This window comes from Amycolatopsis sp. NPDC104863 (assembly GCF_055582965.1).
This window is the reverse complement of sequence record NZ_JBVJOW010000004.1, coordinates 505,838-531,013: the sequence shown is the minus strand read 5'-3', so window position 1 is coordinate 531,013 and position 25,176 is coordinate 505,838. Positions and strand designations below refer to the sequence as shown.

Below are 25,176 nucleotides of genomic sequence, written 5' to 3'. Positions count from 1 at the left end.
TTCAGCGAGCGTGGCTGGCCGCGATCAGCGAGCGTGGCTGGCCGCGTTCAGCGCGTCCGCGACGTTCGCCACCTCCAGCACCCTGATCCCAGCCGGCGGCTTGCCCGAGTCCGGTGGCACCAGCGCGTGCGTGAACCCGAGCCGCGCCGCTTCCGCCAGCCGGCGGCCCACGCTCGGCACGCGGCGGATCTCGCCCGCCAGCCCCACTTCGCCCACCGACACCAGCCGGGGTGACAACGCGACGTCGCCGAACGATGACGTCAGCGCCAGCACCAGCGCCAGGTCGATGCCCGGCTCGGTGATCTTCATGCCGCCGACCGTGGCCGCGTAGACGTCCTTGTCGCCGAGCTTCAGGCCGCCGCGCTTCTCCAGCACCGCCAGGACCATCGCCACCCGCGCCGAATCGAGCCCGCTGACCGCGCGGCGCGGCTGGGGCGCCGACGTCGACGACACCAGCGCCTGGACCTCGCCGAGCAGCGGCCGCTTGCCCTCCATCGACACCGTGATCGCCGTGCCCGGCACCGGCTCCGCCGTTCGGCTGATGAACAGCCCCGACGGGTCCGGCACCCCGACGATGCCCTCTTCCTGCAGCTCGAAGCAGCCGATCTCGTCGGACGCGCCGAACCGGTTCTTGATGCCGCGCAGCATCCGCAGCGTCGAGTGCTTGTCGCCTTCGAACTGCAGCACCACGTCCACCAGGTGCTCCAGCACGCGCGGGCCGGCCACCGAACCGTCCTTCGTGACGTGACCGACCAGCACCACCGGCAGCCCGCGCTCCTTGGCCAGCGCGACCAGCCCGGACGTCACCGCGCGGACCTGCGTCACCCCGCCCGGCGAGCCCTCCACCTGCGGCGACGCCATGGTCTGGACCGAGTCGACGATCAGCACCCCCGGCTTGACGTCGTCGACGTGCCCGAGCAGGGCGGACAGGTCGCTCTCGGCGGCCAGGTACATGCGGTCGTGGACGTTGCCCGTTCGCTCGGCGCGCAACCGGACCTGGCCCGCGGACTCCTCGCCCGTGATGTACAGGGACCGGTCGACCGTTTTCGCCCACTGGTACGCGACTTCGAGCAGCAGCGTCGACTTGCCGACACCCGGCTCACCCGCGAGCAGCACCACCGCGCCCGGCACCAGGCCGCCGCCCAGCACCCGGTCGAGCTCCGAGACGCCGGTGTGGCGGGCTCGCGCGGCTTCGACGTCGACTTCGCCGATCGGCCGCGCGGGCGCGCTCGGCGCCCCGGCCGCGACGCGCTGGATCGCCGGTTTGGCCGGCGCCCCGCGCTCTTCGAGCGAGCCCCACTCCTGGCACTCCGGACACCGGCCGAGCCACTTGGCCGCTTCGTACCCGCAGCTGCCGCAGCGGTAGATGGTCCCCTTCTTCACCCCGCGAGGCTAACGGCGACCACCGACAAAACCGGGGACCTACTCCTTGACGTGCGCCGGCGCCGCCACGGGCAGCTCGACGGTGACCGGTCCGGCGTTCTTGAAGACGAACGTGACCTTGATGACCTGACCCGGCCAGAGCGGCTGCTTCAGCGCGGCCAGCGTCACGGTGCCCTTGCCGACGGTCGCCGGGGCGGCGGTCGGCGTCGCGCTGCTCGACGGCGCTTCGGCCGAGGAAGACGACGTCGCGGTGCCGGTTCCCGTCGAGCTGGTGCCGGTGGACGTCGGAGCTTCCGAAGACGAGGTCGGCGCGCCCGAAGACGTGGGCTGCGCCTCGTTGGTGGACTCGACGGCGTCGTCCGGGCCGATCACCAGGGAGTGCCCGGCGACGACGTCCTTGGAGCCGCCGACGGTCGCCTGGGTGCCGTCCTCGGTCGAGACCGAGACGAGCGAGTCGTCCTGGGCGCCCTGGTTCACGATCGTCAGGGTCAGCGCCGGGGTCGCGCCGCTCGCGTAGCCCGCGCCGGACGTCGGGTACTGCACCGCGGCGTCACGCAGGACAAGGGTCTTGACCTGGGCGTACGTGCCGTTGACCGCGGGCTGCTGCGTGTCGGTCTGGGTGATCTGGCCGGCCCCGCACCCGGCGAGCACGAGCGCGGCACCGAGCGCCAGCACGCCCGCGCCGAGCACGCGACGATTCTGCAGCCTCACGTCGCAGTCCTTCCCTTTTCACGGCCTCGTCCCCGCGAAGACTAGCCGGGAGCGATCTCCCGCGCGGAACCGGTCCGCGTAGCGCTCAAGATCAACCGTCCACAAAGGAATTCGTTGTGCCCGTTGACACCCGCCCCGGCCACCTGCGTGAGCACGGGGGTCCGACGTTTGTCAACCCCCGCCCAGGCCGCTGACCTGCGAGGACGAGTCCGGGTCGCTAGGTGGGCGCTGACGGACCGTGCTAGGATGGAGTCAGCGAAAGGGGCAGAGGACACATGGTTTTCAAGGTCGGAGAGACCGTCGTCTACCCGCACCACGGTGCCGCACTCATCGAAGCCATCGAGACCCGCGTGATCAAGGGCGAGGAAAAGAAGTACCTCGTCCTCAAGGTCGCGCAAGGGGATCTCACGGTTCGCGTGCCCGCTGACAACGCCGAGATCGTAGGCGTACGCGATGTCGTCGGGCAAGAAGGACTGGACAAGGTCTTCGACGTTCTGCGTGCTCCGCACACCGAGGAACCAACGAACTGGTCTCGTCGGTACAAGGCCAACCTCGAGAAGCTCGCCTCCGGCGATGTGAACAAGGTGGCCGAAGTGGTGCGCGACCTCTGGCGGCGAGAGAAGGACCGAGGACTTTCAGCCGGCGAGAAGCGCATGCTGGCGAAGGCTCGGCAAATTCTGGTCAGCGAGCTCGCGCTCGCGGAGGGCACCGACGAGGACAAGGCTGAGGTCCTCCTCGACGAAGTTCTGGAAACCGCGACGGTCTGAACCCCGGGCACCTCGCTCGACGGGCGGGCGGGTGCCTCTACGATCGCGAACCGATGAACGTCGTCGCGATCGTGACCGTCGCACATCATGCCTCCGACGGGGAGCTCGCTCTCACGCCGGTCCATGGTGAAGCGCTACTCACGCACACCGTGCGGGGGCTGCTTGACGTACCGGAAATCGAATCGGTGCTCGTGGCGGCCCCCCATCGGTGTGCGTTGTCGTTTTCGGACGCGGTCCGGGGCATGGACTGCCGGGTCGTCCCCGGCTCGCCGCGGCAGGCCTTCGCCGCCGTCGAGTCCGAGCTGACCCGTGACTCAGTTGTACTACTCCATGACGCTCTGCGGGCCTTCTGTCCTGCGCAAACCGTACGTGACGTGATTGCTGCGGTGAGTGACGAGCACCCGGTGGTCGTCCCTGTGCTGCCGATGGCGGACACGGTGAAGGTGACCGACGCGGCGTCGCTGATCGTCGGCACGGAGGACCGCTCGCGGCTGCGCACGGCCCAGACCCCGGTCGGTTACACGGTTCCGGCGTTCCGGTCGGCCGATCTCGCCGTTCCCCTCGGCGCGTCGACGGTGCCCGGGCACCCGGACGCGATGCGCGTCACGAGTGCCTTCGAACTTTCCCTCGCCGAGGCGATCGCGGCGGCCCCGAAGAACGAGGAGACGCTGTGAGGATCGGCAACGGGGTGGACGTCCACCCGATCGAGGCGGGCCGCGACTGCTGGATGGCGGGCCTGTTCTGGCCGGACGCCGACGGCTGCGCCGGCCACTCCGACGGCGACGTGGCAGCCCACGCCCTGTGCGACGCGTTGCTGTCCGCGGCGGGCCTGGGCGACCTGGGCGCGGTGTTCGGCACGGGCGACCCCCGCATGGACGGCGCCCACGGAGCGGACATGCTCGTCGAGGTCCGCGGCCTGATCACGGCGGCGGGCTGGCGCGTGGCGAACGCTTCGGTCCAGATCGTGGGCAACGCGCCGCGCGTCGGAAAGCGGCGCGAGGAGGCGCAGAAGGTGCTGTCGGAGGCGATCGGCGGCCCGGTGAGCGTGTCGGGGACAACATCGGACGGCTTGGGCCTGACGGGCCGCGGCGAGGGCATCGCCGCCTTCGCGACGGCGCTGCTGCTCGCGGCGGAATAGGCCCGGCTCCCGCTGTTGCCGGAGCTCGAAGCACGTTGTCCACAGCCCGGTCGAGATGGGGACGACAAAGGCGCGGTGGCCGCTCAATGAGGTGAATGAGTCACTCACACCATCGCGACCGGATTTCTCGAACGACACTGCGGCATCCTGAGCCCCGGCACGGTCTGGCACCCGGTTCCGGTGCCGCGAATGACCCATTGGGGACGCCAGACGTCCCCAATGACCCATTCGCGACGCTCAAGTCGGGGTCGGAGCGAGTTGAGACGCGGCCCGGCCCGGAATAGGCCCACGCCGGCGCTGGTTCGGCGTGATATGGCCCTCACCCTCCCGGACGCCGTCCGCGCGCTGATCGACGGCAAGAACTTCGCCACCGTCGCCACCCTCGACGCCGATGGCTCGCCGCAGACCTCCGTCGTCTGGGTCGGGCTCGACGGCGGTGACCTCGTCTTCAGCGCGACCGAGGACCGCCGCAAGGTCCGCAACCTGCGCCGTGACCCGCGCGTGAGCGTCTCGATCACCGACGCCGCCAACCCCTACCGCCACACCCAGCTGCGCGGCCGGGTCTCCATCGAGACGGACCCCGGCAAGACCCTCCCGAAGACGCTCAGCCACAAGTACCTCGCCCAGGACCCGCCCACCGAAGGCCCCGAGACCGAGCGCGTGATCGTCCGCCTCCACGTCGAGAAGGTCGCGGGCAACGTCCAATAGGGTCCAGACCATGGGTGTGACATTCAACGACGCCACGAAGGCGCTCCTCGACGGCCGCAACTACCCCGTCGTCGCGACCACCAACGCCGACGGCTCGCCGCAGAGCTCCGTCGTCTGGGCTCGCCGGGACGGGGACACCGTCCTCTTCGTGACCGTCCAGGGCCGGCGCAAGGAACGCAACATCCGCCGGGACCCGCGGGTCTCGGTCTCCGTCTTCGACCTGGCCGATCCGGAGAACTACGTCGAGATCCGCGGCCGCGCCGAGGTCACCGTCGAAGGCGGCCCCGAGCTGAACGACGAACTGGCCCGCAAGTACACCGGCGCTGTCTTCCCGCCCGAGCCGCCGGAGGTCGTGCGCGTGCTGGTGCGGGTGGTTCCCGATCACATCACGGGGCATTCGGCCTGACGCTCCCGTTAGGGTGAAACCATGACGATCAGGGCGGTGTTGTTCGACTTCTCCGGCACGCTGTTCCGGCTCGAGCAGGATGAAACCTGGCTCGCGGAACTCACCGACCACGAGGGCAGCCCGCTCGACGTCGAGGCGCAGACCGAGCTGATGCGCCGGATGACCGCCCCGGTCGGGCAGGTCGTCGAGCTCGACGCCGAGCACGTGCACGCCTGGCAGCACCGCGACCGCGACCCCGCGCTGCACCGGAAGGTGTACCTCGAGGTCCTCAAGAAGTCCGGTGTCCCGCGACCCGAACAGGCGGTCGCGCTGTACGAACGGCTGATCACCCCCACCCAGTGGACGCCCTACCCGGACACCGAGGCCGCGCTGAAGGCCGCCGCCGAAGGGGGCCTGAATGTCGGTGTGCTGAGCAACATCGCCTTCGACATCCGGCCTGCGTTCACCACCCGCGGGTGGGACGCCTACGTCGACGAGTTCGTCCTGTCCTTCGAGGTCGGGGCGATCAAACCGGAGCTGGAGATCTTCCGGGTTGCGGTTCAGGCGCTCGGCGTGCCGGCCACCGAGACGCTCATGGTGGGCGACAGCGAGGAGGCCGACGGCGGCGCGCGGGCCCTCGGCTGCGAGTTCGCGCTGGTAGACCCGCTGCCGACCGGCGAACGCCCGGATGCCCTGCTCTCGGCGCTGCGGGAGTCCGGCATCGGCTGACCCGTCAGCAGGTGCTTGCGAGATCCCTCACCTCGCCCCGTACCCTTTCAGGGTGGCCCTACATCTGTTCGACACAGCGACCCGGAGCGTGCGGGAGTTCCACCCCGTCCGTAGCGGAACGGCGTCGATCTACGTGTGTGGCGCCACCGTGCAGGGCGTGCCGCACATCGGGCACGTCCGCGGCGTCGTGAACTACGACGTCCTGCGCCGCTGGCTCGTCCACAGTGGACTGGACGTGCTGCTGGTCCGCAACGTCACCGACATCGACGACAAGATCCTGACCAAGGCCGCCGAAGCCGGTCGGCCCTGGTGGGAGTGGGCGGCGACACACGAGCGCGCGTTCGAGACCGCGTACGAGCAGCTGGGCTGCCTACCGCCGTCGGTGAGCCCGCGCGCGACCGGGCACGTCACCCAGATGATCGAGCTGATGGAACGCCTCATCGAGAGCGGCCACGGCTACGTCGCGGACGGCGACGTCTACTTCTCGGTCAAGTCGTTCGACGAGTACGGCAAGCTCTCCGGCCAGGTCCTCGAGGACGTCCAGCAGGGCGAGACGCCGACCCGCGGCAAGCGCGACCCGCGCGACTTCACGATGTGGAAGAGCGCGAAGCCGGGCGAGCCGTCGTGGCCGACCCCGTGGGGCGACGGCCGGCCGGGCTGGCACCTGGAGTGCTCGGCGATGGCGACGGCGTACCTCGGCGCGGAGTTCGACATCCACGGCGGCGGCATCGACCTGGCCTTCCCGCACCACGAGAACGAGCGCGCCCAGTCGAACGCGGCGGGCGACGCCTTCGCGCGGTTCTGGCTGCACAACGCCTGGGTGACCATGTCGGGCGAGAAGATGTCGAAGTCGCTCGGCAACACCGTGTCGATCCCGTCGATGCTGGAGCGCTACCGCGCGCCGGAGCTGCGCTACTACCTGGTCCAGCCGCACTACCGCTCCACGATCGAGTACTCGGACGGCGCGCTGTCCGAGGCCGCGCAGGGCTACCGGCGGATCGAGACGTTCCTGCGTCGCGCCGCCCAGTCCGGCGAGGTGACGCTGGGCACGGTCCCGGCCGAGTTCGCGGCGGCGATGGACGACGACCTGGCCACCCCGCAGGCGTTCGCCGTGGTCCACACCACGGTCCGGGACGGTAACGCCGCCCTCGACGCGGGCGACACCCCCAAGGCACTCGAACTCGCCGCGGCCGTCCGCGCGATGACCGACGTGCTCGGTCTCGACCCGCTGTCCGCGCGCTGGTCCGAGGCGGGCGGCTCCGAAACGCCCACCAAGGAGGCGCTGGGCTTCCTCGTCGACAGCCTGCTGGCCGAGCGCCAGCAGGCCCGGGCCGAGAAGGACTTCGCCCGCGCGGACGCCGCTCGTGACCGCCTCCAGCAGGCGGGCATCGTGGTGGAGGACACCCCCAACGGACCACAGTGGACAGTCAAGTCCGACTGAGCTTTTCAACGCAAGGAACTTTCACCATGGCAGGCAATTCGCGGCGCCAGGGCGCGATCCGCAAGACGGGCACCAAGAAGGGCGCCGTCGTCGGCTCGGGCGGTCAGCGCCGCAAGGCCCTCGAAGGCAAGGGGCCGACCCCGAAGGCGGAGGACCGTCCCGGGCACAAGGCGTACCGCCAGAACAACGCCGCGACCAAGCGCGACCAGGCCCGGCAGAAGAAGGCCGACAAGCCGGAGCTGATCGCCGGGCGCAACCCGGTGGTCGAGGCGCTGCGCGCCGACGTCCCGGCGACGGCGCTGTACGTCGCGCTGAACATCGAGATCGACGACCGCGTCAACGACGCCGTCCGGCTGGCCGGCGACAAGGGCATCTCGATCCTGGAGATCCCGCGCGAGGAGCTGGACCGCAAGACGAACCGGGCCGTGCACCAGGGCCTGGGCCTGCAGGTGCCGCCGTTCGAGTACGCCCACCCGGACGACCTGATGGCGGCGGCGCGCAACTCGGGCGAGGTGCCCCTGTTCGTCGCGCTCGACGGCGTCACCGACCCGCGGAACCTGGGCGCGGTGATCCGCTCGGCGGCCGCGTTCGGCGCCCACGGGGTGCTGCTGCCGGAGCGGCGCAGCGCGGGCATGACGGCGGTGGCGTGGCGCACGAGCGCGGGCACGGCGGCGAAGCTGCCGATCGCGGTCGCGACGAACCTGACGCGTCAGCTCAAGGCGTGGGCGAACGACGGCCTGATGCTGGTCGGCCTGGACGCGGACGGCTCGGTCGACATCGACGAGCTCGAGCTGGCGGCCGACCCGCTGGTCATCGTGCTCGGCTCGGAGGGCCGCGGCCTGTCGCGCCTGGTCCGCGAGACGTGCGACGCGACGGTGTCGATCCCGATGGCGGCGGGCGTGGAGTCGCTGAACGCCTCGGTGGCGGCCGGCGTGCTGCTGGCCGAGGTGGCGCGACGCCGTCGTCTCGCCGGTCGGGTCTGACACCACCACCCAGTCGGGTTAAGGTCACCGTCGGATAAACCGAGGGGACCCGATGTCGTTCGTTTCGCCACTGTTCCTGTGGTACTTCATGCCGGCGGTGCTCGTCGCCGTGCTGGTGTGCCCGCGGACGTGGCGCAACGGCATCGTCGCGGTCGGCAGCCTGCTGTTCTACACGATCGGCGCCGGGCCGTTCGTGTTCCTGCTGCTCGGCTGCATGGTGGTCAACTTCCTGGCCGGACCCCTCCTGGAGCCGAGCCCGTGGGACGTCCACGGCACCCGCCGGCGCCGGATCCTCATCGCGGTCGTGGCGCTCGACGTCACGGTGCTGGTGATCTGGAAGTACGCGGGGTTCGCGACCCAGCAGATCGCGGCGGTCGCCCACTGGTTCGGCGGCAGCGTCCCGGTGGCGAGCCTGGTGGTGCCGATCGGCATCTCGTTCTACACGTTCCACCACATTTCGTACGTGGTCGACATCTACCGCGGCGAGCGCCAGGCGCTGCGCAACCCGGTGTCGTTCGCGGCGTACATCGCGATGTTCCCGCAGCTGGTGGCGGGCCCGATCGTGCGGTACCGCGAGATCGCCGACCAGCTCCCCCAGCTGAGGTCTCATCGCCTCGACGACATCGCGGCCGGCTTCCCCCGGTTCGCCCTGGGTCTGTGCAAGAAGACGATCATCGCGGACTCCCTGAGCCCCCTGGTCGAGGCGTGTTTCAAGGTCCCATCGGACCAGATGACGTTCTCGACGGCGTGGCTCGGCGCGGTGGCGTACACGCTCCAGCTGTTCTTCGACTTCTCGGGATATTCGGACATGGCGATCGGCCTCGGCCGCATGCTGGGCTTCCGCCTCCCGGAGAACTTCGCGAGGCCGTACTCATCGGTGACGATCACGGAGTTCTGGCGCCGCTGGCACATGAGCTTGAGCCGCTGGTTCCGCGACTACGTGTACATCCCCCTGGGCGGCAACCGCAACGGAGCGGCGCGCACGTATCGAAACCTGTGCATAGTGTTCGTGCTGACAGGCTTCTGGCACGGCGCCCAATGGACGTTCCTGGTGTGGGGCTGCTACCACGGAGCGCTGCTGGTGATCGAGCGCCGCTTCGGCTTGGACCTGGACCCGGCGGTCCGCTGGCACCGCTACCTCCGCCGAGCATTCACGATGCTCCTGGTTGTGTTCGGCTGGGTGTTCTTCAGATCAGCGGACATAGGCCACGCGCTGTCAATGATCGGCCACATGCTGATCCCCGACTTCGACGGCTTGGGCCCGGGAGTGGCACAGGCGTTCACGAACCAGAGGCTGGTTCTGCTGCTGGCGGCCCTGGCGGTGTTCCTACTACCGGCGCACCCGGTGACGGGACCGCTGCTGGAGTCGTCGAGAAGCAAGCCGGCAACGGCACTGCGCATCGGGGTAATGACGGTAGGCCTGATCTACGCGGCAATCCTGATAGCAACGGGAACATTCAGCCCATTCTTGTACTACCAGTTCTAAACCCCGGCAGACTGCCCAAGGCAAGACGCTCGACCACACCACCCCCCGAAACCGATACGAAGCGCCCTCAGCGGCCGCCGCGCCGGGTCAAGGCACGCTTTCCCGCCTTGACGCGGCGCGGCGGCCGTTGAACAATCGCGCGCCCGGGTCGGGGGACCCTAAGCAACCAACCCCAACCAAGCCTCAGCAAGAACAGAATGCCCAGCAGAACTCGGATGAATACCACAGTTCACCGAACATCCAATCCACACTCAGCAAATGCGCACCATACTCATCAGCAAGTTCCCACACAGCCCGAATCCTCAGATCAAGATCCACCCGCCACGCCCTTCAGCACATCCTCATCGATCCGCGCACCCCGAGCTGGTCATAACAAGCAGCGAACTCCCCAACCGGAACAAAAACCCGACCGGAAGGATCCAAAGTCGCCCACCCGACATCATTGACCCCGACGAGAATCGACACGACATCCGGACGAGTTCACCCACCGCACCGGCCGATCCGGATGCCGGAAGCACCACTCACCGGCAACCAGCAACGGGTACCCACACCGGTCAGCTCCCCGCCGCCAAAGATCGGTGATCGAATCGCCGGTGAACATCACGGTGCTGCCCGGCTTCAAGATGATCGTCATGCCCCGAGCCTGTCGCCGCCGTCTGGCACCGACCGCACACCCGGCTGACACCGACCTGGCAGCATGATCGGCGACCCCGTCCGGAAAGGCAGCAAGAATGACCGAGCCGACCGATCTGGCCAAGGTCCCCGGCGTGATCCCCTACGTCGACCACCACGACGGGCCGCGGCGGATGCTCACCATCGAGATCCCCCACCTCGGCAGCACCGTGCTCGCGTACGCGCCGATCGCCAGCATCGACGGCCGGCAGTACGTCGTCTCCTGGGGGTCGGTGAGCTTCGAGATCCCCGCCGACCGGAACGTGCACGTCAGCGTGCACCTGCACACCAACAGCGGGCGCGACCACACGATCACGCCGTTCGCCTCGATCGTCCTCTCACCCCATCCCGCGCCCCTGCGGCTGCTCAGCCGGTTCGTGCCGGGCCACGGCCCGCAAGGCGCGCTCGTCCCCGTTGGCTGACCGGTGCTCGCGACGCGCTTCCTCTTCCTCACCCGCCACGGCGAAGCGGCCCCGAACGGCACCCTCACCGAAGCCGGGCAACGCCAGGCCGTCCTCCTCGGGCGGCGCCTGCGCGACGTCCCCGTCACCGCCGTCCACCACGGGCCCCTGCCGCGCGCGGCCCACACGGCGCAGCTGATCGCCGGTCAGCTGCCCGGGGTTCCTCTCCACGAGGACAACGCCGCGGGCGACTTCGTGCCGTACCTGCCGATGCGCGAGGAGCTCCCCGAGACGTCCGGCGATCTCCTGCTCGCCTTCGCGCGCCAGCAGCCGCCCGCCGACGAAGAGCTCGCGGCCGAAGCCGAGCGGCGGTTCACCGGGCCGGTGCCGGCCACCGAGCCGCGCTACGACGTCGTCGTCACGCACAACTTCCTCGTCGGCTGGCTCGTGAGCGCCTCGCAGGACGCGCCGAAGTGGCGGTGGCTCGCGCTCAACCACGCCAACGCCGGGCTCACCGTGATCCGCTACTCGCCGGGGCGGCCGGCGGCGCTGCTGACGTACAACGACCTGAGCCACCTGCCCGCCGAACTGCGGTGGACCGGCTTTCCGCCCGACTTCTACGTTCCGTAACCGGTGAACGCGGAGCGTTGCCACCGTCAAAAACGGCTCTCGCCCGAATGGCCGAACCTGTCACGATGGCCGGATGAGTCCCGTTCCGTCGCCGACGTCCGTTCGGCTGAGCGACTACCTCGTCGCGGACGCCGTTGTCGATCACCACCACTCCGCCATCCGAGCGCAAGCCGAAGCGCTGGCGTCCACGAGTCGCGACACCGTCGAGCGCACGCGGGCCACCTTCCTCTTCGTGCGGGACGAGATCGAGCACGTGATCGACGCCGGTGATCCGCGGGTCACCTGGCGGGCGTCGGACGTGCTCCGCGAGCGGGTCGGGATCTGTCACGCCAAGGCGCACCTGCTGGCCGCTTTGCTGCGGGCGCAAGGGATTCCGGCCGGGTTCTGCTACCAGGAGCTCTCCGCGCTGCACGGGCTGAACGCCGTGAACCTGTACGGCAGGTGGGCGCGCCTCGACGCGCGCGGCAACCGCACCGGGGCGCGCGGGGAGTTCTCGCTCGACGTCGAACAGCTGGCCTGGCCGGTCGACACCGCGCGCGGCGAACGGGATCTCCCGGAGATCCACCCGGCGCCCGCACCGGTCGTCGTGGATTTCCTGATGCACGCCGAACCCGGCGCCGGCTGGTACGAAAAGGGGCTCCCGGCGACGCTCTGACCATGGTTTTCCGCTATTTTCGGAAAACCTCCCGATCTGGTTAGTTATTGCCGAGAGTGACGTCCGTCCGTCAGCATTGTCCCCCGAATCTCTTATATCGCGCTCCCCGCCAGGCGCGTAAAGTGACTCCCCGCGCTCGAACAGACACTTTATGCACTCGTCCGTTCGGGTGGTTCGAGGGAGGTGAAGCACGTGGCCGCGGATGGCGGGCGCCTCCGACGTACCCCACTGCAGGAGATCTTCTGGACCCGGACGAGCCTGCTGCTCACGGTGCTCGTCGTGGTCGCCGGGCTGAGCCTGTGGCTCGCCGGCCTGATGGACGCCGGCACCGGGAAGAACCTGGTGACGTCCCTGGGCACCGGCACCCTGATCTCCGCGATCGTCGGGTTCGGCACGACCTTGATCACCGCCAGCGCGTCGCAGAAGGCGCTGGTGACCCCGGTGATCGAGGAGAGCAGGCGCGCGCTGGAAGACCTCAGCGCCGAATACCGCGCGCTGAACAAGGAGTTCTTCCCCACCGACGTGTTCGAGGCGACGACCGACCCCGACCCGGCGTTCAACCGCGGGCTCATGGCCGACCTCAACGCGACCCGGCAGTACTTCTTCCGCGGCTTCTCCGGGCGGCACGCCGCCGCCCGCCTGCTGCTCTCCCGCACGGAACGCGAGCTGCGGGCCGTGATCGCCGATCCGCGTGACGCCAACTCGATCAGCGGGCGCGCCCGCTACCTGTTGCGCCGCGAGGCGGGCGACGTCGACTACGAACAGATCCAGACCCGGCTCGACGAAGAGATCCGGATCGGGCTGGTCGGCCTCTTCCTGGCGCGCAGCCGCTGCGCGCAGGTCGACATCACCGTGGTCGCCGACCCGCCGCTGGACCGGCTCGAGCTGTTCGACGACAGCGTGTGGGTGTCGCTCTACAGCGACGTCCGCGGCGCCACGAAGCTGTACCCGCGGTCCCTGCGCTTCACCGAAGGTTCCTTCCTCTACAACATGGAACGCGCCGAGTTCGTGCGCGTTTCGCAGTCCCGGACCGGCCGCCACTTCCGCATCACGTCCGCGACGACGCGGACGGATTTCCTGGCGCTGTTCGAAAAGATCACCGGATCCCCGTTGTCCGAGGAGCAGTTCCGCGAGCTGGAAGGCAAGTTCCACGCCTTCCGCGCGGAGTTCTCCGAAGTCGCCGAGCTAGGGAGCTGACCTTGCTCACCCGTCTGTCCCCCGTCACCGAACTGGCCACGCGCCTGCGCGCGGCCGAGTTCCCCTTGGCCACCGACTGGCGTGCCGTCGACGGCTGGTTCCGGCCGTGGGCCACGCAGTCCGGCCTGCGGGAGGAGCTGCGCACACAGCTCCGCACGCTGTCCGCCGCGCAGGCCGCGAAACTGCTGCGCTCGTCCCGGGAAACGACCACGCACTTCGCCTGGTGCCTGCTCGACTCGCCGGCCGACCCGTTTTCCTTCTGGCTGCACGAATACAAGGCGCAAGAGGACTGGCGGGAGGGGTACGCCGATTCCGTGCACAACCACAGGTACCACTTCTGCACCACCATCCTCCGTGGTGACTACCTCCACGAAAGGTACGAAACGACGGTCGACACCGGCACCGGGCTGATCACGTCCGCCCGGCTGCGGCGCAACACACTGTGCGGCGCCGGCGCCTGCATCACCATGCTGGCCGACGAGTTCCACCGGATCCCCGAGGCGGCCGTCGGGACGATGACTTTCCTCGTGAAATCACGCCCGGTGAGCAGTTTCAGCCTTTCTTTTGATCCAGCGCGCGGAATCGGTCATCGTCACGTTCCGGTAGAGAGCCGATTGGGGGAATTGGCCGACCGCATCTAGCTACACACCGGCGTCAGCGGCGCTTACCATTACTCCACCCGTCTGAACACCACGGCCGGGATGGGAGAGGTGTATGCGCACGCAGGAAAGCACGATCGACCAGGTGACCCTCGACGCCGTCGAAAACCGGGTGCACCGGCTGTGCCGGCAGTACGCCGAGCGGCTCCAGTTCCACGGCTGGCACCACGTCAGCTTCGTCCGCGCGAAGGCGGCCGGCTTCGCGCGGACGAACGGCGCCGACCCCGCGGTGGTCGAGGTCGCCGCGCTGGTGCACGACGTCAACTACCTGGTGCTCCGCAACTCACCGGCGGCCGCCGGCAGCAGCCTCCGCCGCGAGATCCTGGCGGAGTGCGGCGTGCCCGACGGGGTGGCGCGCTGGATCGACGACATCGTCGACGAAGCCGAGATGGCCACCCGCGGCCGCGACATTTCGCTGGAGGCGCAGGCGCTGAGCGACGCGGACACGCTGTTCAAGGCGCTGCCGGTGACACCGGTGGTGCTCGCGCACCGGTACCTGCGCGAGAACGGCCTGAGCCTGCGCGAGCTGGCCCACAAGATCGTCGGCGAGCAGTGCGACGTCCACGACGAGGGGTACTACTTCTACAACCCCGAAGCGGCGGCAACGTATTCACGCTGGGCGACGGCGAACCTCCAGCTGTGGCAGTGCATCAAGGAGGCGGTCGACGACCCGACGGTGGTGGAGCTCCTGGACGCGGTCCACGCGGTGGACGCACTGGCGTCATAGGGTCTTTCCGGATTCTTCCGTGGCGGGCGTGCGGGGATGGTAAGTATGCGGTGGAATCGGCCTGCCACCGAGGAGTTCGCATGACTGACGGCCCACCGCCCGGACAGAACGTGGAGCCGCCACAGGGCGGGCCGGTGTCGGCAGCGAGGCCGCCGGTTGGGGAGGCTGGGCCGCCGCAAGGCGGTGCGGGCGAGCCGCAGGTCGGCGCAGCCGGACCGCCCCACCCCGGCTCACCGCCCTACCCGGGCACCGCCGCGCAGCCGCCCTACGGCTACCCGAACGCCGCCCCACCGCCCTACGGCTACCAGCCCTGGCCCGGCGGCCCCGCGCCAACCGGGCCCTCCGGCGGCCCCGGGCTCGGCATCGCCGCTCTGGTCCTCGGCCTGCTCGGCCTCGTCCTGCCGTTCCTGCCCATCGACCTCACCGGTATCCGGGCCTTCGTAGCGTTCCCCTTCGGCCTGGCCGGGCTCGTCCTGGGCGTCTTCGGCCTGGTCGGACGCCGCAGCGGGAAGCCGCTGGCCGGGGTCGGGGTCGGGCTGTCGTTCCTCGCGCTCGTAGTCGGGCTGATCATGGTCCTCAACCAAGTCGGCCCCGCCGTGTCGCGCTAACCCTGGCCGTACCCGCGCAGCCGGTCGACCACGTTGGCCAGCTCGGCCGGCGGCAGCAGGCTCGGGCGGCCCGCCCCCTGCGCGAGCAGCCACACGCGGCAAGCCCACTCGAGCTGCTGCGCGCGGTGGTAGGCGGCTTCGAGGCCGTCGCCATACGTCAGAGTTCCGTGGTTGGCCATCAGGCAGCCGCGGCGTCCCTCAAGCGCCTCGAGGACCGCCGCCGCCAAGTCAGGCGTGCCGTACGTCGCGTAGCGCGCGACGCGCACCGACGGGCCGATCGTCGCGAGGATGTAGTGGATCGGCGGGACCTCGCGCACCAGCGTCGACACCGCGGTCGCGTGCGGCGAGTGCGTGTGGACGACGGCGGTGACCGGCTCGCTGTCCGGGTCGCGGACGTCCCAGTAGACCGACAGGTGCACGGGCAGCTCGCTGGTCGGCTTGAGCGAGCCGTCGACGACCGCGCCGCCGAGGTCGACCACCGGGACGTCGGCCGGGTTCATGCTCGAGTACGGCACTCCGGTCGGCGTCACAGCGACCAGCTCGCCGGCCCGCACGGACACGTTGCCGGACGTCCCGACGACCAGGCCGTCACCCACCATCCGGCGCGCGTAGGCGCACACGGCGGCCCGCTCGGTCTCGAGGATCATGCGCGGGTCCCGTCGTCTCGTGGGTGATCAAGCAGCTGATGAGCACACTGCCAGCCACCCACGAGCCACGGCCACCTACCCGCTCGGGGGATTTACGCCTTTCCGGCCGGAGCCTTCCCGGCCGCGGCGGGAGCGGCGGGAGCGGCCGGAGCGGCGGCGGGAGCCGGAGACGGCTTCGAAGCCGCGCCGTTGCCCGCCGCGGGAGCCTCCTCCACCGGCGCGAGCAGCCGCATGGCCTCCTGGACCGCGACGTCCGTCGCCGCGATCCGCTCGGCGACCTTCGACCGCAGGTCCAGCGCCAGCTTCCGGTTCTGGTCCGCCGTCGCCTGCTGGGACCGGGCCGACGCCAGCGCCGCCTCCGTCTCCTGCTTCTTCCGGGCGTTCTCCTCGTCGAAGTCCTTCTTCCGGCGGGCCAGCTCGGCCGCCGCCACGCGGTCCGCCTCGGCGCGGGCCTCGGCCGCCGCCGCCTCGGCCTTCGCGTCCGCTTCCTTCCGGGAGCGCTCCGCCGCCGCGGCCAGCTCGACGCGCTTCGCGCCCGCCGCCGCGTTCAGCTTCTCGATCTCGTTCTTCGCCTCGGACCGCAGGCGGGCGCGTTCCTCTTCCGCGTCCTTCGCCAGCTTGTCCGCCGTGCGGCGGGTCTCGTGCGCGTACTTGTCGGCCTGCTCGCGGGTCGACGCCGCGTCGGCTTCGGCGGCCGCGCGGAGGTCGGCGATCTCCTCCTCGGCCAGCTGCATCATCATCCGGACGCGCTCGGCCATCGCGCCGGCGCCGGACGGGCTCGAGCTCATCCGCGCGAGCGCGGCCTTCGTCTCGGCCAGCTCCTTCTGCGCGTACGAGAGGGCCTTGGTGAGATCCGACGACGTCGCGACGGCTTCGTCGCGGCTGCGGGACGTCTCGCGGAGGTCCTTGTTCAGCTCGGCGAGGCGTTCGTCGACCTGACGCTGGTTGTAGCCGCGGACACCCACGGCGAACTGGGCGGTCTTCGGGGCGGGCTGGCTCTTTTCAGGCGCGACCATCGCGCCACCTTAATGAGCAAGGGGCCGTCCGGACGTACCGCCAAACGGATGCATCACGAATTTGGGAACCCCCGGTGACACATGGCATTCTGACCTCCGTTGACCAGCGGTTGACCGAGGAGGCCACTTTGGACATACGGGCCGTCCTCGCCGACATCGGCGCGCACTGGCACGTCTACGCCACCATGCCGCTCATCGCCGCCCTGATCGGCTACCTCACCAAGCGCGTCGCGATCGAAATGATGTTCCGGCCGCTCGAGTTCACCGGCGTCAGGCCGTTCCTCGGCTGGCAGGGCGTGATCCCGGCGAACTCCCGGCGGATGGCCACCACCGCCGTGGATCTGCTGACGCGCAACCTCGTCGACCCGCAGGAGATCTTCGCCCGCCTCGACCCGGAAGAAATGGTCAAAGAGCTCGAAACACCCCTGCTCAAGGCCGTCGAGGAGGTCACGCGGGAGGTCATGGAGACCTACCAGCCACGGCTGTGGGAGCTGCTGCCGGCACGCGCGCAGCGGCTGCTGCTCGACCAGGTCCGCGCGCAGGCGCCCGAGGTCGTCAAGCGGCTGCTGCGGGAGGTCTCGACCAACATCGACGACGTCCTCGACGTCAACGACATGCTGATCAACGCCATGGTCCGCGACAAGTCGCTGACCTGCCGGCTGATCCGCGAGGTCGCCGCGCCCGAGTTCAAGTTCATCGCGCGGTCGGGGATCTGGTTCGGGTTCGTGATCGGGCTCGTCCAATTCGTCGCCTGGGCGCTGACCAAGGAGCCGCTGATCATGCCGGTCTTCGGTTTTGTCACGGGCTTCGTCACGGACTGGCTGGCTCTCAAGATGATCTTCTACCCGCGTGAGCCGCGCGGCTTCGGCTTCTTCCGCTGGCAGGGCATGTTCCAGAAACGACGTCAGGAGGTCGCCGCCGACTACGGCGCGCTGATCGCCGACGAGGTCCTGACCGTGCGGAACGTGATGGAGGCCGTGCTCACCGGCCCGCGCGCGGACAAGCTGTTCGTGATGGTCACCCGCGAGGTCCAGCGCACGATCGACGCCCAGGCCAGCATCGCCAAGCCGCTCGTCGCGCTCACCATCGGCGGCAAGCAGTATCAGGAGATGAAGCGCGCAGCCGCCGAGAAGGCCATCGCCTTCCTCCCCGAAACGGTGAAACACGTCGAGAGCTACGCCACCGGCGCGCTCGACGTCCGCAACACGATCGTCGAGAAGATGCGGCAGCTGACGCCGATCGAGTTCGAAGGCATCCTGCGTCCGGCGTTCAAGCAGGACGAATGGAAGCTGATCGCCGTCGGCGCGGTGATCGGCGGGCTGGTGGGTGAACTCCAGGTGTTGCTCCTGCTGCACTGATCACGGGCCGATAGCGTGCGCGGGTGGACTTCAGCTCGCACTGGCAGGTGTACGTCACCATGCCGTTCATCGCCGCGCTGATCGGGTACGTCACCAAGCGCGTCGCCATCGAGATGATGTTCCGGCCCGTCGAGTTCACCGGGATCAGGCCGTTCCTCGGCTGGCAGGGCGTGCTGCCGGCGAACGCCGAGCGCATGGCGGCGACGGCCACCGAGATGCTGACGACGAACCTCGTCGACCCGAAGGAGATCTTCGCCCGGCTCGACCCGGAGCAGGTCGCGAAGGAGATCGAGCAGCCGCTGCTGCGGGTCGTCGAGGACGTCACCCGCGACGTCATGGAGACCTACCAGCCACGGCTGTGGGAGGTGCTGCCGAACGGCGCGCAGCAGCTGCTGCTCAAGCGCGTGCAGGCCGAGGCGCCGAAGGCGATCACCAAGATCATGCGGGAGATCGCCGACAACATCGAGGACGTTCTCGACCTCAAGCACATGGTCGTGACGAACCTGGTGCGCGACAAGGCGCTGCTGAACCGGCTCATCCGCGACATCTCGCGGCCGGAGATGCGGTTCATCGCCCGGTCGGGGATCGGCTTCGGGTTCATCCTCGGCTGTGTGCAGCTGGTCGTGTGGGCGCTGACGAAGTCGCCGATCGTGCTGCCGGTGTTCGGCCTGCTCATCGGCTGGTTCACCGACTGGCTCGCCCTGAAGATGATCTTCCTGCCGCGCGAGCCGCGCCGGTTCTTCGGGCTCTACACCTGGCAGGGCGTCTTCCAGAAGCGCCGCGACGAGGTCGCCGCCGACTACGGCGACATGATCGCGCGCGAGATCATCACCATCCCGAACCTGCTGGAAGCGGTGCTGCGCGGGCCGAAGTCCGACCGGCTGTTCACGATGATCACCCGCGAGGTGCAGAAGACGATCGACGCGCAGGCGAGCGTCGTCAAGCCGTTCGTCGCCATCGCCGTCGGGACGAGGAAGTTCCAGGAGATGAAGCAGACGGCGGCGGCGAAGGCCGCGGAGCGCGTCCCGGAGACGATCCGGTACGCCGAGAACTACGCGATCAACGCCCTCGACGTGCGCAACACGATCGTCGACCGGATGAAGAAGCTGAGCGCGCTGGAGTTCGAGCAGCTGCTGCGCCCGGCGTTCCGGCAGGACGAGTGGAAGCTGATCGCCGTCGGCGCGGTGATCGGCGGGCTCGTGGGTGAGCTGCAGGTGCTCGCGCTGCTCGGGTAGCCGGTACGGTTTCGCTCTCGGGATGAGGAGGTCGGGGTGGACGCTGTCCTGCACGACCTCGCGCTGCACTGGCCGCTGTACGCGGCGATGCCGTTCATCGCGGCGCTGATCGGGTACGTCACCAAGCGCGTCGCCATCGAGATGATGTTCCGGCCGCTGGACTTCGTCGGGATCCCGCCGGTGCTCGGCTGGCAGGGGGTCGTCCCGAAGCACGGCGGCCGGATGGCGGCGGTGGCGACCGAGCTGCTGACGGCGAACCTGCTCGACCTTCGCGAAGTCTTCGGCCGGATCGACCCGGTGATCATCACGAGCGAGCTGGAGCAGCCGCTGCTGCGCGCGGTCGACCACATCGCGCGCGAGGTGCTGGCCGAGCACCACCCGCGGCTGTGGGAGGTCATGCCGACGCTGGCGCAGGAGATGCTGATCAAGCAGGTCCAGGCGTCGGCGCCGCGGCTGGTCCGGGAGTTCCTCGACGACGTCCGCGAGAACCTCGACGAGGTCCTCGACGTCCAGCACATGACGGTCCAGCGCCTGACCCGCGACCGGGCGCTGCTGGTGCGGCTGATCCGCGAGACGTCCCGCCCGGAGATGGCGTTCATCGCGCGGATGGGCATCTACTTCGGCTTTGGGCTGGGGCTCATCCAGACTCTGGTCTGGGCCTTCACGCGCGAGCCGTGGGTGCTCCCGGCGTTCGGCGGCGTGATCGGGCTGTGCACGGACTGGCTGGCGATCAAGCTGATCTTCGTGCCCCGCGAGCCGGTGCGGGTGGGCCGCGTGATCTTCCAGGGCAAGTTCCAGCGCCGGCGCGCGGAGGTGGCGCGGCAGTACGGCGAGCTGATCGCGACCGAGGTCCTGACGGTCCAGAACCTGCTCGACGCGGTGTTGCGAGGCCCGCGGGCGGACCGCCTGGCGGCGATGGTGGAGCAGATGGTGTCCACGGCGGTGGACGCGCAGATGCCACTGGCGTGGACGGTCGGCGGGACGCGCTTGCGGGAGATGAAGCACGCGGCGGCGGTGAAGGCGTTGGCGCAGCTGCCCGATACGGCTCGGTACGCCGAGGGGTATCTGACCGAGGCGATGGACGTCGCGAAGGTGATCGAGCAGCGGATGCTGGCGTTGACGCCGTTGGAGTTCGAAGGGTTGTTGCGGCCGGCTTTTAGGCAGGACGAGTGGAAGCTGATCGCCGTGGGTGGGGTGATCGGGTTTGTGGTCGGGGAGCTGCAGGTCCTGTTGATGCTGGGCTGACCCGTCGAAAACGCGCCCCGCCCTTCCCTGGGGGGCGTCCCCGGACCCAGTCTATCGGCTGGCCCCGACAGGAACCGCGAATCGGCGGGGACCTGGCCGAGTTGCCCACATTTGCCCGCGGGTGTGGATAACCGGCCTTCAGGACCGCTGCGATCGAGTCCGACCTGCGGGCACCGCGCAGAACGCGAGCCGCGGCGACCGGTACGCCCCGCGCTGTGCCGGCGGCAGTCGTGTGCGTCGGCGGACAACGAGGTCCACGCCACCGCCCACCTCGGCAAAGCCGCGGACTACAACCGGCCCGTTCGGTGGGGCAGACGGCGAGCAACGAGTGCCGCTTACCAGGCCATCGGCTACCCGAACTCGGACAGCACCGCGAAGAGCGACACGCTCCAGGTGCAGTAGCTCAAGCCGCCGCGACGAGGGCCGGTTCCACCGCGCTCACCCGGGTCCGCCGGTCACGCTGCCAAGCGATCACCCGGCACACCACGTAGATCAAGAACGAAATCGCCGTCACGAAGGCGCTCACCGGCAGGCCCGGCGCCAGCGACAGCACGATCCCCCCGATCGCCGACACCTCCGCGAAGACGATCGACAGCACCGTCGCCTTCCACGGTGACGCCGTCACGCGCGCAGCCGCGGCTGCCGGTGTCACCATCAACGCCACCACCAGCAGCGAGCCGACCACCTTCACGCTCAACGCCGTCGAGACGCCCACCAGCAGCGCGAACACCACCGTCAACGTCTTCACCGGGACACCCCGGGCAACCGCGACATTCCGGTCCACCGAAGCGAACAGCAACGGCCGGTAGACGACCGCCAGCACCGCCAGCACCACCACCGACGACACCACGAACAACGTCAGGTTCGTCGAATCGATCGTGATGATCTGCCCGGTGAGGATCCCGAACTTGTTCCCGGACCGTCCTTTGTAGAACGACAGGAACAGCACGCCCATCCCGAGCCCGAAGGACAGGATCACGCCGATCACCGAGTCGCGGTCGGCGTCGCGCGCGCCGAGGATGCCCAGCAGCAGGGCCGCCACCACCGCGCCGATCAGCGCGCCGTACTCGACGCCGATGCCGAGCAGCAACGCCGCCGCGCCGCCGGTGAACGCCAGCTCGGACGTGCCGTGGACGGCGAACGACATGCGGCGCATCACGATCAGCGGGCCCAGCACCCCCGCCACCAGGCCGAGAATGAGAGCGGCCAGCAGGGCCGTCTGGACACCAGGAAGCTCGGTGATCAGCTCCCAGGTCTTGCCGAAGTCGAACAGATCCAAGACTCAGCCCACTTGCTCTTCGACGTCGTGCTCGTGGTGGTGCGGCTCCTCCTCGCACAACGCGCTCTGCGCGCCCGCGATGTGGATCTGCCCGCCCACCTTCAGCACCTCGACGCGGGTTCCGTACAGCTCCGAGAGGGTCTCGGTGGTCATGACCTCGTCCGGCTTGCCGATCCGGAACGAGCCGTTGACCAGGTACAACACCCGGTCGACGAACGGCAGCACCGGGTTGATCTCGTGCGTCACGAACAGCACCGCGGTGCCGGCCGTGCGCCGCCGGGAGTCGATCAGCTCGCTGATCGCGCGCTGGTGCGCCAGGTCCAGGGACAGCAGCGGCTCGTCACACAGCAGCACCTCGGGGTCGCCGACCAGGGCCTGCGCCACCCGCAGCCGCTGCTGCTCGCCGCCGGACAACCGCCCGACCGGCTGCTTCGCGTAGCGGGTCGCGCCCACCGCGTCGATCGCCTCGGAAACCTGACGGCGGCGGGCCGCCATGCCGAACAGGCCCGGGCCCCAGCGGTGGCCGTCGAGGCCCAGCCCGACCAGGTCGACCCCGCGCAGCGTGAGCGACTCGTCGATCGCGCGCTGCTGCGGGATGTACCCGACCTTGCGGTTCGCGCCGCCCGGACGCCCGCCGGCGATCTCGACCGTGCCCGAGGACAGGCCCTGCATGCCGAGCAGCGCCTTCAGCAGTGAGCTCTTGCCGGACCCGTTCGGGCCGAGCACGGCGAGGAACTCCCCCGGCTCGACCACGAGGTCCAGCCCCGACCAGAGGGTGCGGGGGCCGAACGCGAGGCCCGCGCCGCGGACGCGGACCGCGGGGCGTACGTCGTCGGGGACGGAGGTGGCAGGCATGGTTACTTCAACGCTCCTGCCAGCGCGTCCACTTCCCCGGTCATCCAGCCAATGTAGTCCGTCACACCCGCGGGCAGCGTTTCGGTCACGTCCACCACGCCGATCCCGGCGGCCTTCGCCTGGCCGACGACGTCCTGGGTCAGCGGCGTCACCGTCTGCGCGTTGTTGATCAGCGCCTTGACCTGCTTGGTGGTGATGAGCTGCTTGTACTCGTTCACCGCGCCGGCCGGGACGTCCGTGTCGTTCTCGACGGCGTCCGAGAACGCCTTCGGGGTCGCGTCCGTCAGCTTCGCGCTCTGGAGCAGGTAGTGCGCGACGGGCTCGGTGACGACGACCTTCGTGCCCGGGTGCGACGCGCCCAGCTCGCCGAGGCGCTTCTCGAGCGCGTCGACCTTCGCCTTGAACGCGGTCGCGTTGTCGGTGAACGCCTGCTTCGACGCCGGCTGCAGCTCGCCGAGCTGCGCGGCCACCTGGTCGGCGACCTTGTCGACCCCCGGCAGGTCGTACCAGACGTGCTCGTTCTCGTCGCCGGTCGCGGCGATGTCGTAGGCGACGAGCTTCTTCGCGTCGCCGGCCTGGTCGGTGAGCTTGCCGAAGAACTCGTCGTAACCGCCGCCGTTGGACAGCAGCAGCTTCGCGTCCTTCGCCGCCAGGGCGTCGTCCGCGGTGGTCTCGTAGGAGTGCGGGTCGGCCGACGGGTCGTGGATGATCGCCTTGACCTCGACCTTGTCACCGCCGACAGCGCTCACGACGCTGCCCCAGACGTCGGTCGAGGCGACGACCTTGATCTTGCCGTCACCCCCGGACTGCCCACCGCCGTCGGCGCCGGACGTGCCGCCGGAGCACGCGGCCAGGGCGAGGAGGGACAGGGCCGAAGCGGCGGCGAGCACGCGGCGGGAACTCATCGGAGGACTCCTGGAGACGCAAATGGAAACCGTTGTCAGATTCACCTTACCCCATCCGGATGACTTCCTGGCCATCCGACCGGACCTTGGTGTATGCGTCTTCGTGCATGCGGATCGAGACATCGACCACGCGGGGTGTCTCTTCAGGAAAACGTTCTGAACCGTTACGGTTTGCTGATGGGACGTCCTATTCGCACCCGGAGGCAGGCGACGCTGGCGTCGCTCGCGGCGGAGCTCGGTGTGTCCAGGACCACGGTGTCCAACGCCTACAACCGGCCGGACCAGCTGTCCCCGGAACTGCGCCGCCGGGTCCTCGAGACCGCGCGCCGCCTCGGTTACCCCGGACCCGACCCCGTCGCCCGCTCGCTGCGCACCCGCAAGGCCGGCGCCGTCGGGCTGCTGCTCACCGAAAACCTCTCCTACGCCTTCCGCGACCCCGCGGCCGTCGGTGTCCTCGAAGGACTGGCCCTGGCCTGCGAAGACGCCGGTGTCGGCCTCCACCTGGTGCCGGCCAGCCCGGGCCGCGAGGACGTCGCCGCGGTGCACCGCGCGGGCGTCGACGGCTTTGTCGTCTACTCCGTCCCGGACGACGACCCGCACCTGGCCGCCGTGCTGGAGCGGCCGGTCCCGACGGTGATCATCGACCAGCCGAGCATCGAGGGCATCGACCGCGTCGGCCCGGACGACGCCGCCGCCGTCGGCAAGATCGCCGAGCACCTCGTGACGCTGGGCCACCGGCAGGTGGGGGTCATCTGCATGCGGCTGGCCCGCGAGCGCAACGACGACTTCGTGTCGCCGGCGCGCCAGAGCGGCGCGCACTTCCACGTCCAGCGCACCCGCCTCGAAGCCCTCGCCGTGGCGTTCTCCGGCGCCGGCGTCGACTGGGCCGGCGTCCCGGTGGTCGAACGGTTCGACCACACGGTGGACGACGGCGCGTCCGCGGCCCGGCAGCTGCTCGACGCGTATCCGCAGATCACGGCCGTGATCTGCACCTCGGACATCCTCGCGCTCGGCGCCATGGCCGAAGCCGAGCGGCGTGGGCTGCGCGTGCCGCAGGACCTGACCGTCACCGGCTTCGACGGCATCGCCGAAGCCGAGCGGATCGGCCTGACCACGGTCCACCAGCCGGTGCTCGAAAAGGGCAAGACGGCGGGCCGGCTGCTGCTCGGCTCGGCCGAGCGGAGCGCGCCGAAGGTGATCACGCTGCCGACCGAGCTGCGCGTCGGCCGGACGTCGGCGCCGCCGCGGACGGTGGAGGAGCCCTGGTTCGGCGGCTGACCACTGGCTTTTGCCGTGACATTGCTCGTAGTGCATTGCCCGCGAGTGTCCCGGCCGGTCAAATGGTGGAGCACGCCC

Annotated in this window: 27 protein-coding genes; 20 read left to right on the top strand and 7 right to left on the bottom strand. The window is 69.6% G+C overall.

Annotated features, from left to right (window positions below; genetic code table 11):
• Positions 1–24 precede the first annotated feature (24 nt).
• A complete protein-coding gene (gene radA, locus ACZ63J_RS24105) occupies positions 25–1,383 on the bottom strand; it encodes a DNA repair protein RadA (protein ID WP_465334184.1) in 1,359 nt (452 codons plus the stop codon).
• A 39-nt stretch (positions 1,384–1,422) separates the two neighbouring features.
• On the bottom strand, positions 1,423–2,094 hold the full coding sequence (locus ACZ63J_RS24100) for a hypothetical protein (RefSeq protein ID WP_465405248.1): 672 nt from the start codon (positions 2,092–2,094) through the stop codon (positions 1,423–1,425).
• A 275-nt stretch (positions 2,095–2,369) separates the two neighbouring features.
• Between ACZ63J_RS24100 and ACZ63J_RS24095 the strand changes: the two genes are divergently transcribed.
• The 16 genes from ACZ63J_RS24095 to ACZ63J_RS24020 all read left to right on the top strand — a co-directional run bounded on the left by ACZ63J_RS24095 (position 2,370) and on the right by ACZ63J_RS24020 (position 15,280).
• Entirely contained in the window at positions 2,370–2,861 is a 492-nt protein-coding gene (locus ACZ63J_RS24095; protein WP_004559016.1) for a CarD family transcriptional regulator, read from the top strand.
• A gap of 53 nt (positions 2,862–2,914) precedes the next feature.
• On the top strand, positions 2,915–3,535 hold the full coding sequence (locus tag ACZ63J_RS24090; RefSeq protein WP_465405246.1) for an IspD/TarI family cytidylyltransferase: 621 nt from the start codon (positions 2,915–2,917) through the stop codon (positions 3,533–3,535).
• Positions 3,532–3,999, top strand: a complete 468-nt coding sequence (gene ispF / locus ACZ63J_RS24085) for a 2-C-methyl-D-erythritol 2,4-cyclodiphosphate synthase (RefSeq protein ID WP_465405244.1) — start codon at positions 3,532–3,534, stop codon at positions 3,997–3,999. Before ACZ63J_RS24090 ends, ispF begins: the two co-directional genes overlap by 4 nt.
• A 312-nt stretch (positions 4,000–4,311) precedes the next feature.
• Positions 4,312–4,707 (top strand): PPOX class F420-dependent oxidoreductase, encoded by a 396-nt coding sequence (locus ACZ63J_RS24080; RefSeq protein WP_465405242.1) that lies wholly within the window; start codon positions 4,312–4,314, stop codon positions 4,705–4,707.
• Positions 4,708–4,717: 10 nt separating this feature from the next.
• Complete coding sequence (locus ACZ63J_RS24075; RefSeq protein WP_465301415.1) at positions 4,718–5,113, top strand: PPOX class F420-dependent oxidoreductase; 396 nt, start codon at positions 4,718–4,720, stop codon at positions 5,111–5,113.
• A 21-nt stretch (positions 5,114–5,134) separates the two neighbouring features.
• On the top strand, positions 5,135–5,821 hold the full coding sequence (locus ACZ63J_RS24070) for an HAD family hydrolase (protein WP_465405240.1): 687 nt from the start codon (positions 5,135–5,137) through the stop codon (positions 5,819–5,821).
• Between the two features lie 52 nt (positions 5,822–5,873).
• Positions 5,874–7,262: a cysteine--tRNA ligase gene (gene cysS / locus ACZ63J_RS24065; RefSeq protein WP_465405239.1), complete on the top strand. Its 1,389-nt coding sequence runs from the start codon at positions 5,874–5,876 to the stop codon at positions 7,260–7,262.
• A 26-nt stretch (positions 7,263–7,288) separates the two neighbouring features.
• Complete coding sequence (rlmB, locus tag ACZ63J_RS24060; RefSeq protein ID WP_465301409.1) at positions 7,289–8,245, top strand: 23S rRNA (guanosine(2251)-2'-O)-methyltransferase RlmB; 957 nt, start codon at positions 7,289–7,291, stop codon at positions 8,243–8,245.
• A gap of 52 nt (positions 8,246–8,297) precedes the next feature.
• Positions 8,298–9,731 carry an MBOAT family O-acyltransferase gene (locus ACZ63J_RS24055; protein WP_465301407.1) on the top strand — a complete coding sequence of 478 codons (1,434 nt, stop codon included), beginning with the start codon at positions 8,298–8,300 and terminating at the stop codon, positions 9,729–9,731.
• Between the two features lie 731 nt (positions 9,732–10,462).
• Positions 10,463–10,825, top strand: a complete 363-nt coding sequence (locus ACZ63J_RS24050) for a hypothetical protein (protein ID WP_465406053.1) — start codon at positions 10,463–10,465, stop codon at positions 10,823–10,825.
• Between the two features lie 3 nt (positions 10,826–10,828).
• On the top strand, positions 10,829–11,434 hold the full coding sequence (locus ACZ63J_RS24045) for a histidine phosphatase family protein (protein ID WP_465406052.1): 606 nt from the start codon (positions 10,829–10,831) through the stop codon (positions 11,432–11,434).
• A 73-nt stretch (positions 11,435–11,507) separates the two neighbouring features.
• Positions 11,508–12,089, top strand: a complete 582-nt coding sequence (locus ACZ63J_RS24040; protein ID WP_465406050.1) for a transglutaminase domain-containing protein — start codon at positions 11,508–11,510, stop codon at positions 12,087–12,089.
• Positions 12,090–12,272: 183 nt separating this feature from the next.
• A complete protein-coding gene (locus tag ACZ63J_RS24035) occupies positions 12,273–13,286 on the top strand; it encodes a hypothetical protein (protein WP_465406049.1) in 1,014 nt (337 codons plus the stop codon).
• 2 nt (positions 13,287–13,288) lie between these two features.
• The gene (locus ACZ63J_RS24030; protein WP_465406048.1) at positions 13,289–13,927 is read left to right on the top strand and encodes a hypothetical protein; all 639 of its coding nucleotides are present in this window, start codon (positions 13,289–13,291) and stop codon (positions 13,925–13,927) included.
• A 73-nt stretch (positions 13,928–14,000) separates the two neighbouring features.
• Positions 14,001–14,672, top strand: coding sequence for an HD domain-containing protein (locus tag ACZ63J_RS24025; RefSeq protein WP_465406046.1), 672 nt, complete (start codon positions 14,001–14,003; stop codon positions 14,670–14,672).
• Between the two features lie 80 nt (positions 14,673–14,752).
• Positions 14,753–15,280, top strand: a complete 528-nt coding sequence (locus ACZ63J_RS24020) for a hypothetical protein (protein ID WP_465406045.1) — start codon at positions 14,753–14,755, stop codon at positions 15,278–15,280.
• Here ACZ63J_RS24020 and ACZ63J_RS24015 read toward each other — a convergent pair.
• Entirely contained in the window at positions 15,277–15,927 is a 651-nt protein-coding gene (locus tag ACZ63J_RS24015; protein WP_465301392.1) for a class II aldolase/adducin family protein, read from the bottom strand. The genes ACZ63J_RS24020 and ACZ63J_RS24015 overlap by 4 nt on opposite strands.
• A 92-nt stretch (positions 15,928–16,019) precedes the next feature.
• Complete coding sequence (locus ACZ63J_RS24010) at positions 16,020–16,943, bottom strand: coiled-coil domain-containing protein (RefSeq protein ID WP_465406044.1); 924 nt, start codon at positions 16,941–16,943, stop codon at positions 16,020–16,022.
• 128 nt (positions 16,944–17,071) lie between these two features.
• Here ACZ63J_RS24010 and ACZ63J_RS24005 point away from each other — a divergent pair, with 128 nt between their 5' ends.
• The 3 genes from ACZ63J_RS24005 to ACZ63J_RS23995 are packed head-to-tail and all read left to right on the top strand — an operon-like array spanning position 17,072 to position 20,781.
• The gene (locus ACZ63J_RS24005) at positions 17,072–18,301 is read left to right on the top strand and encodes a DUF445 family protein (protein WP_465406064.1); all 1,230 of its coding nucleotides are present in this window, start codon (positions 17,072–17,074) and stop codon (positions 18,299–18,301) included.
• A gap of 59 nt (positions 18,302–18,360) precedes the next feature.
• Positions 18,361–19,536, top strand: coding sequence for a DUF445 domain-containing protein (locus ACZ63J_RS24000; protein ID WP_465302728.1), 1,176 nt, complete (start codon positions 18,361–18,363; stop codon positions 19,534–19,536).
• Positions 19,537–19,572: 36 nt separating this feature from the next.
• Positions 19,573–20,781 (top strand): DUF445 domain-containing protein, encoded by a 1,209-nt coding sequence (locus ACZ63J_RS23995; protein ID WP_465406043.1) that lies wholly within the window; start codon positions 19,573–19,575, stop codon positions 20,779–20,781.
• A 403-nt stretch (positions 20,782–21,184) separates the two neighbouring features.
• Here ACZ63J_RS23995 and ACZ63J_RS23990 read toward each other — a convergent pair whose 3' ends face one another.
• Genes ACZ63J_RS23990 through ACZ63J_RS23980 form a run of 3 tightly spaced genes read right to left on the bottom strand, consistent with a single transcriptional unit; the run spans position 21,185 to position 23,820 of the window.
• Positions 21,185–22,060 (bottom strand): metal ABC transporter permease, encoded by an 876-nt coding sequence (locus tag ACZ63J_RS23990; RefSeq protein WP_465301387.1) that lies wholly within the window; start codon positions 22,058–22,060, stop codon positions 21,185–21,187.
• A gap of 3 nt (positions 22,061–22,063) precedes the next feature.
• A complete protein-coding gene (locus ACZ63J_RS23985; protein WP_465301385.1) occupies positions 22,064–22,915 on the bottom strand; it encodes a metal ABC transporter ATP-binding protein in 852 nt (283 codons plus the stop codon).
• A 2-nt stretch (positions 22,916–22,917) separates the two neighbouring features.
• The gene (locus tag ACZ63J_RS23980) at positions 22,918–23,820 is read right to left on the bottom strand and encodes a metal ABC transporter solute-binding protein, Zn/Mn family (RefSeq protein ID WP_465406041.1); all 903 of its coding nucleotides are present in this window, start codon (positions 23,818–23,820) and stop codon (positions 22,918–22,920) included.
• A 177-nt stretch (positions 23,821–23,997) separates the two neighbouring features.
• On the opposite strand from ACZ63J_RS23980, the gene ACZ63J_RS23975 reads away from it, so the two are divergent.
• Positions 23,998–25,098, top strand: coding sequence for a LacI family DNA-binding transcriptional regulator (locus tag ACZ63J_RS23975; RefSeq protein ID WP_465406039.1), 1,101 nt, complete (start codon positions 23,998–24,000; stop codon positions 25,096–25,098).
• The last annotated feature ends 78 nt before the right edge of the window (positions 25,099–25,176 follow it).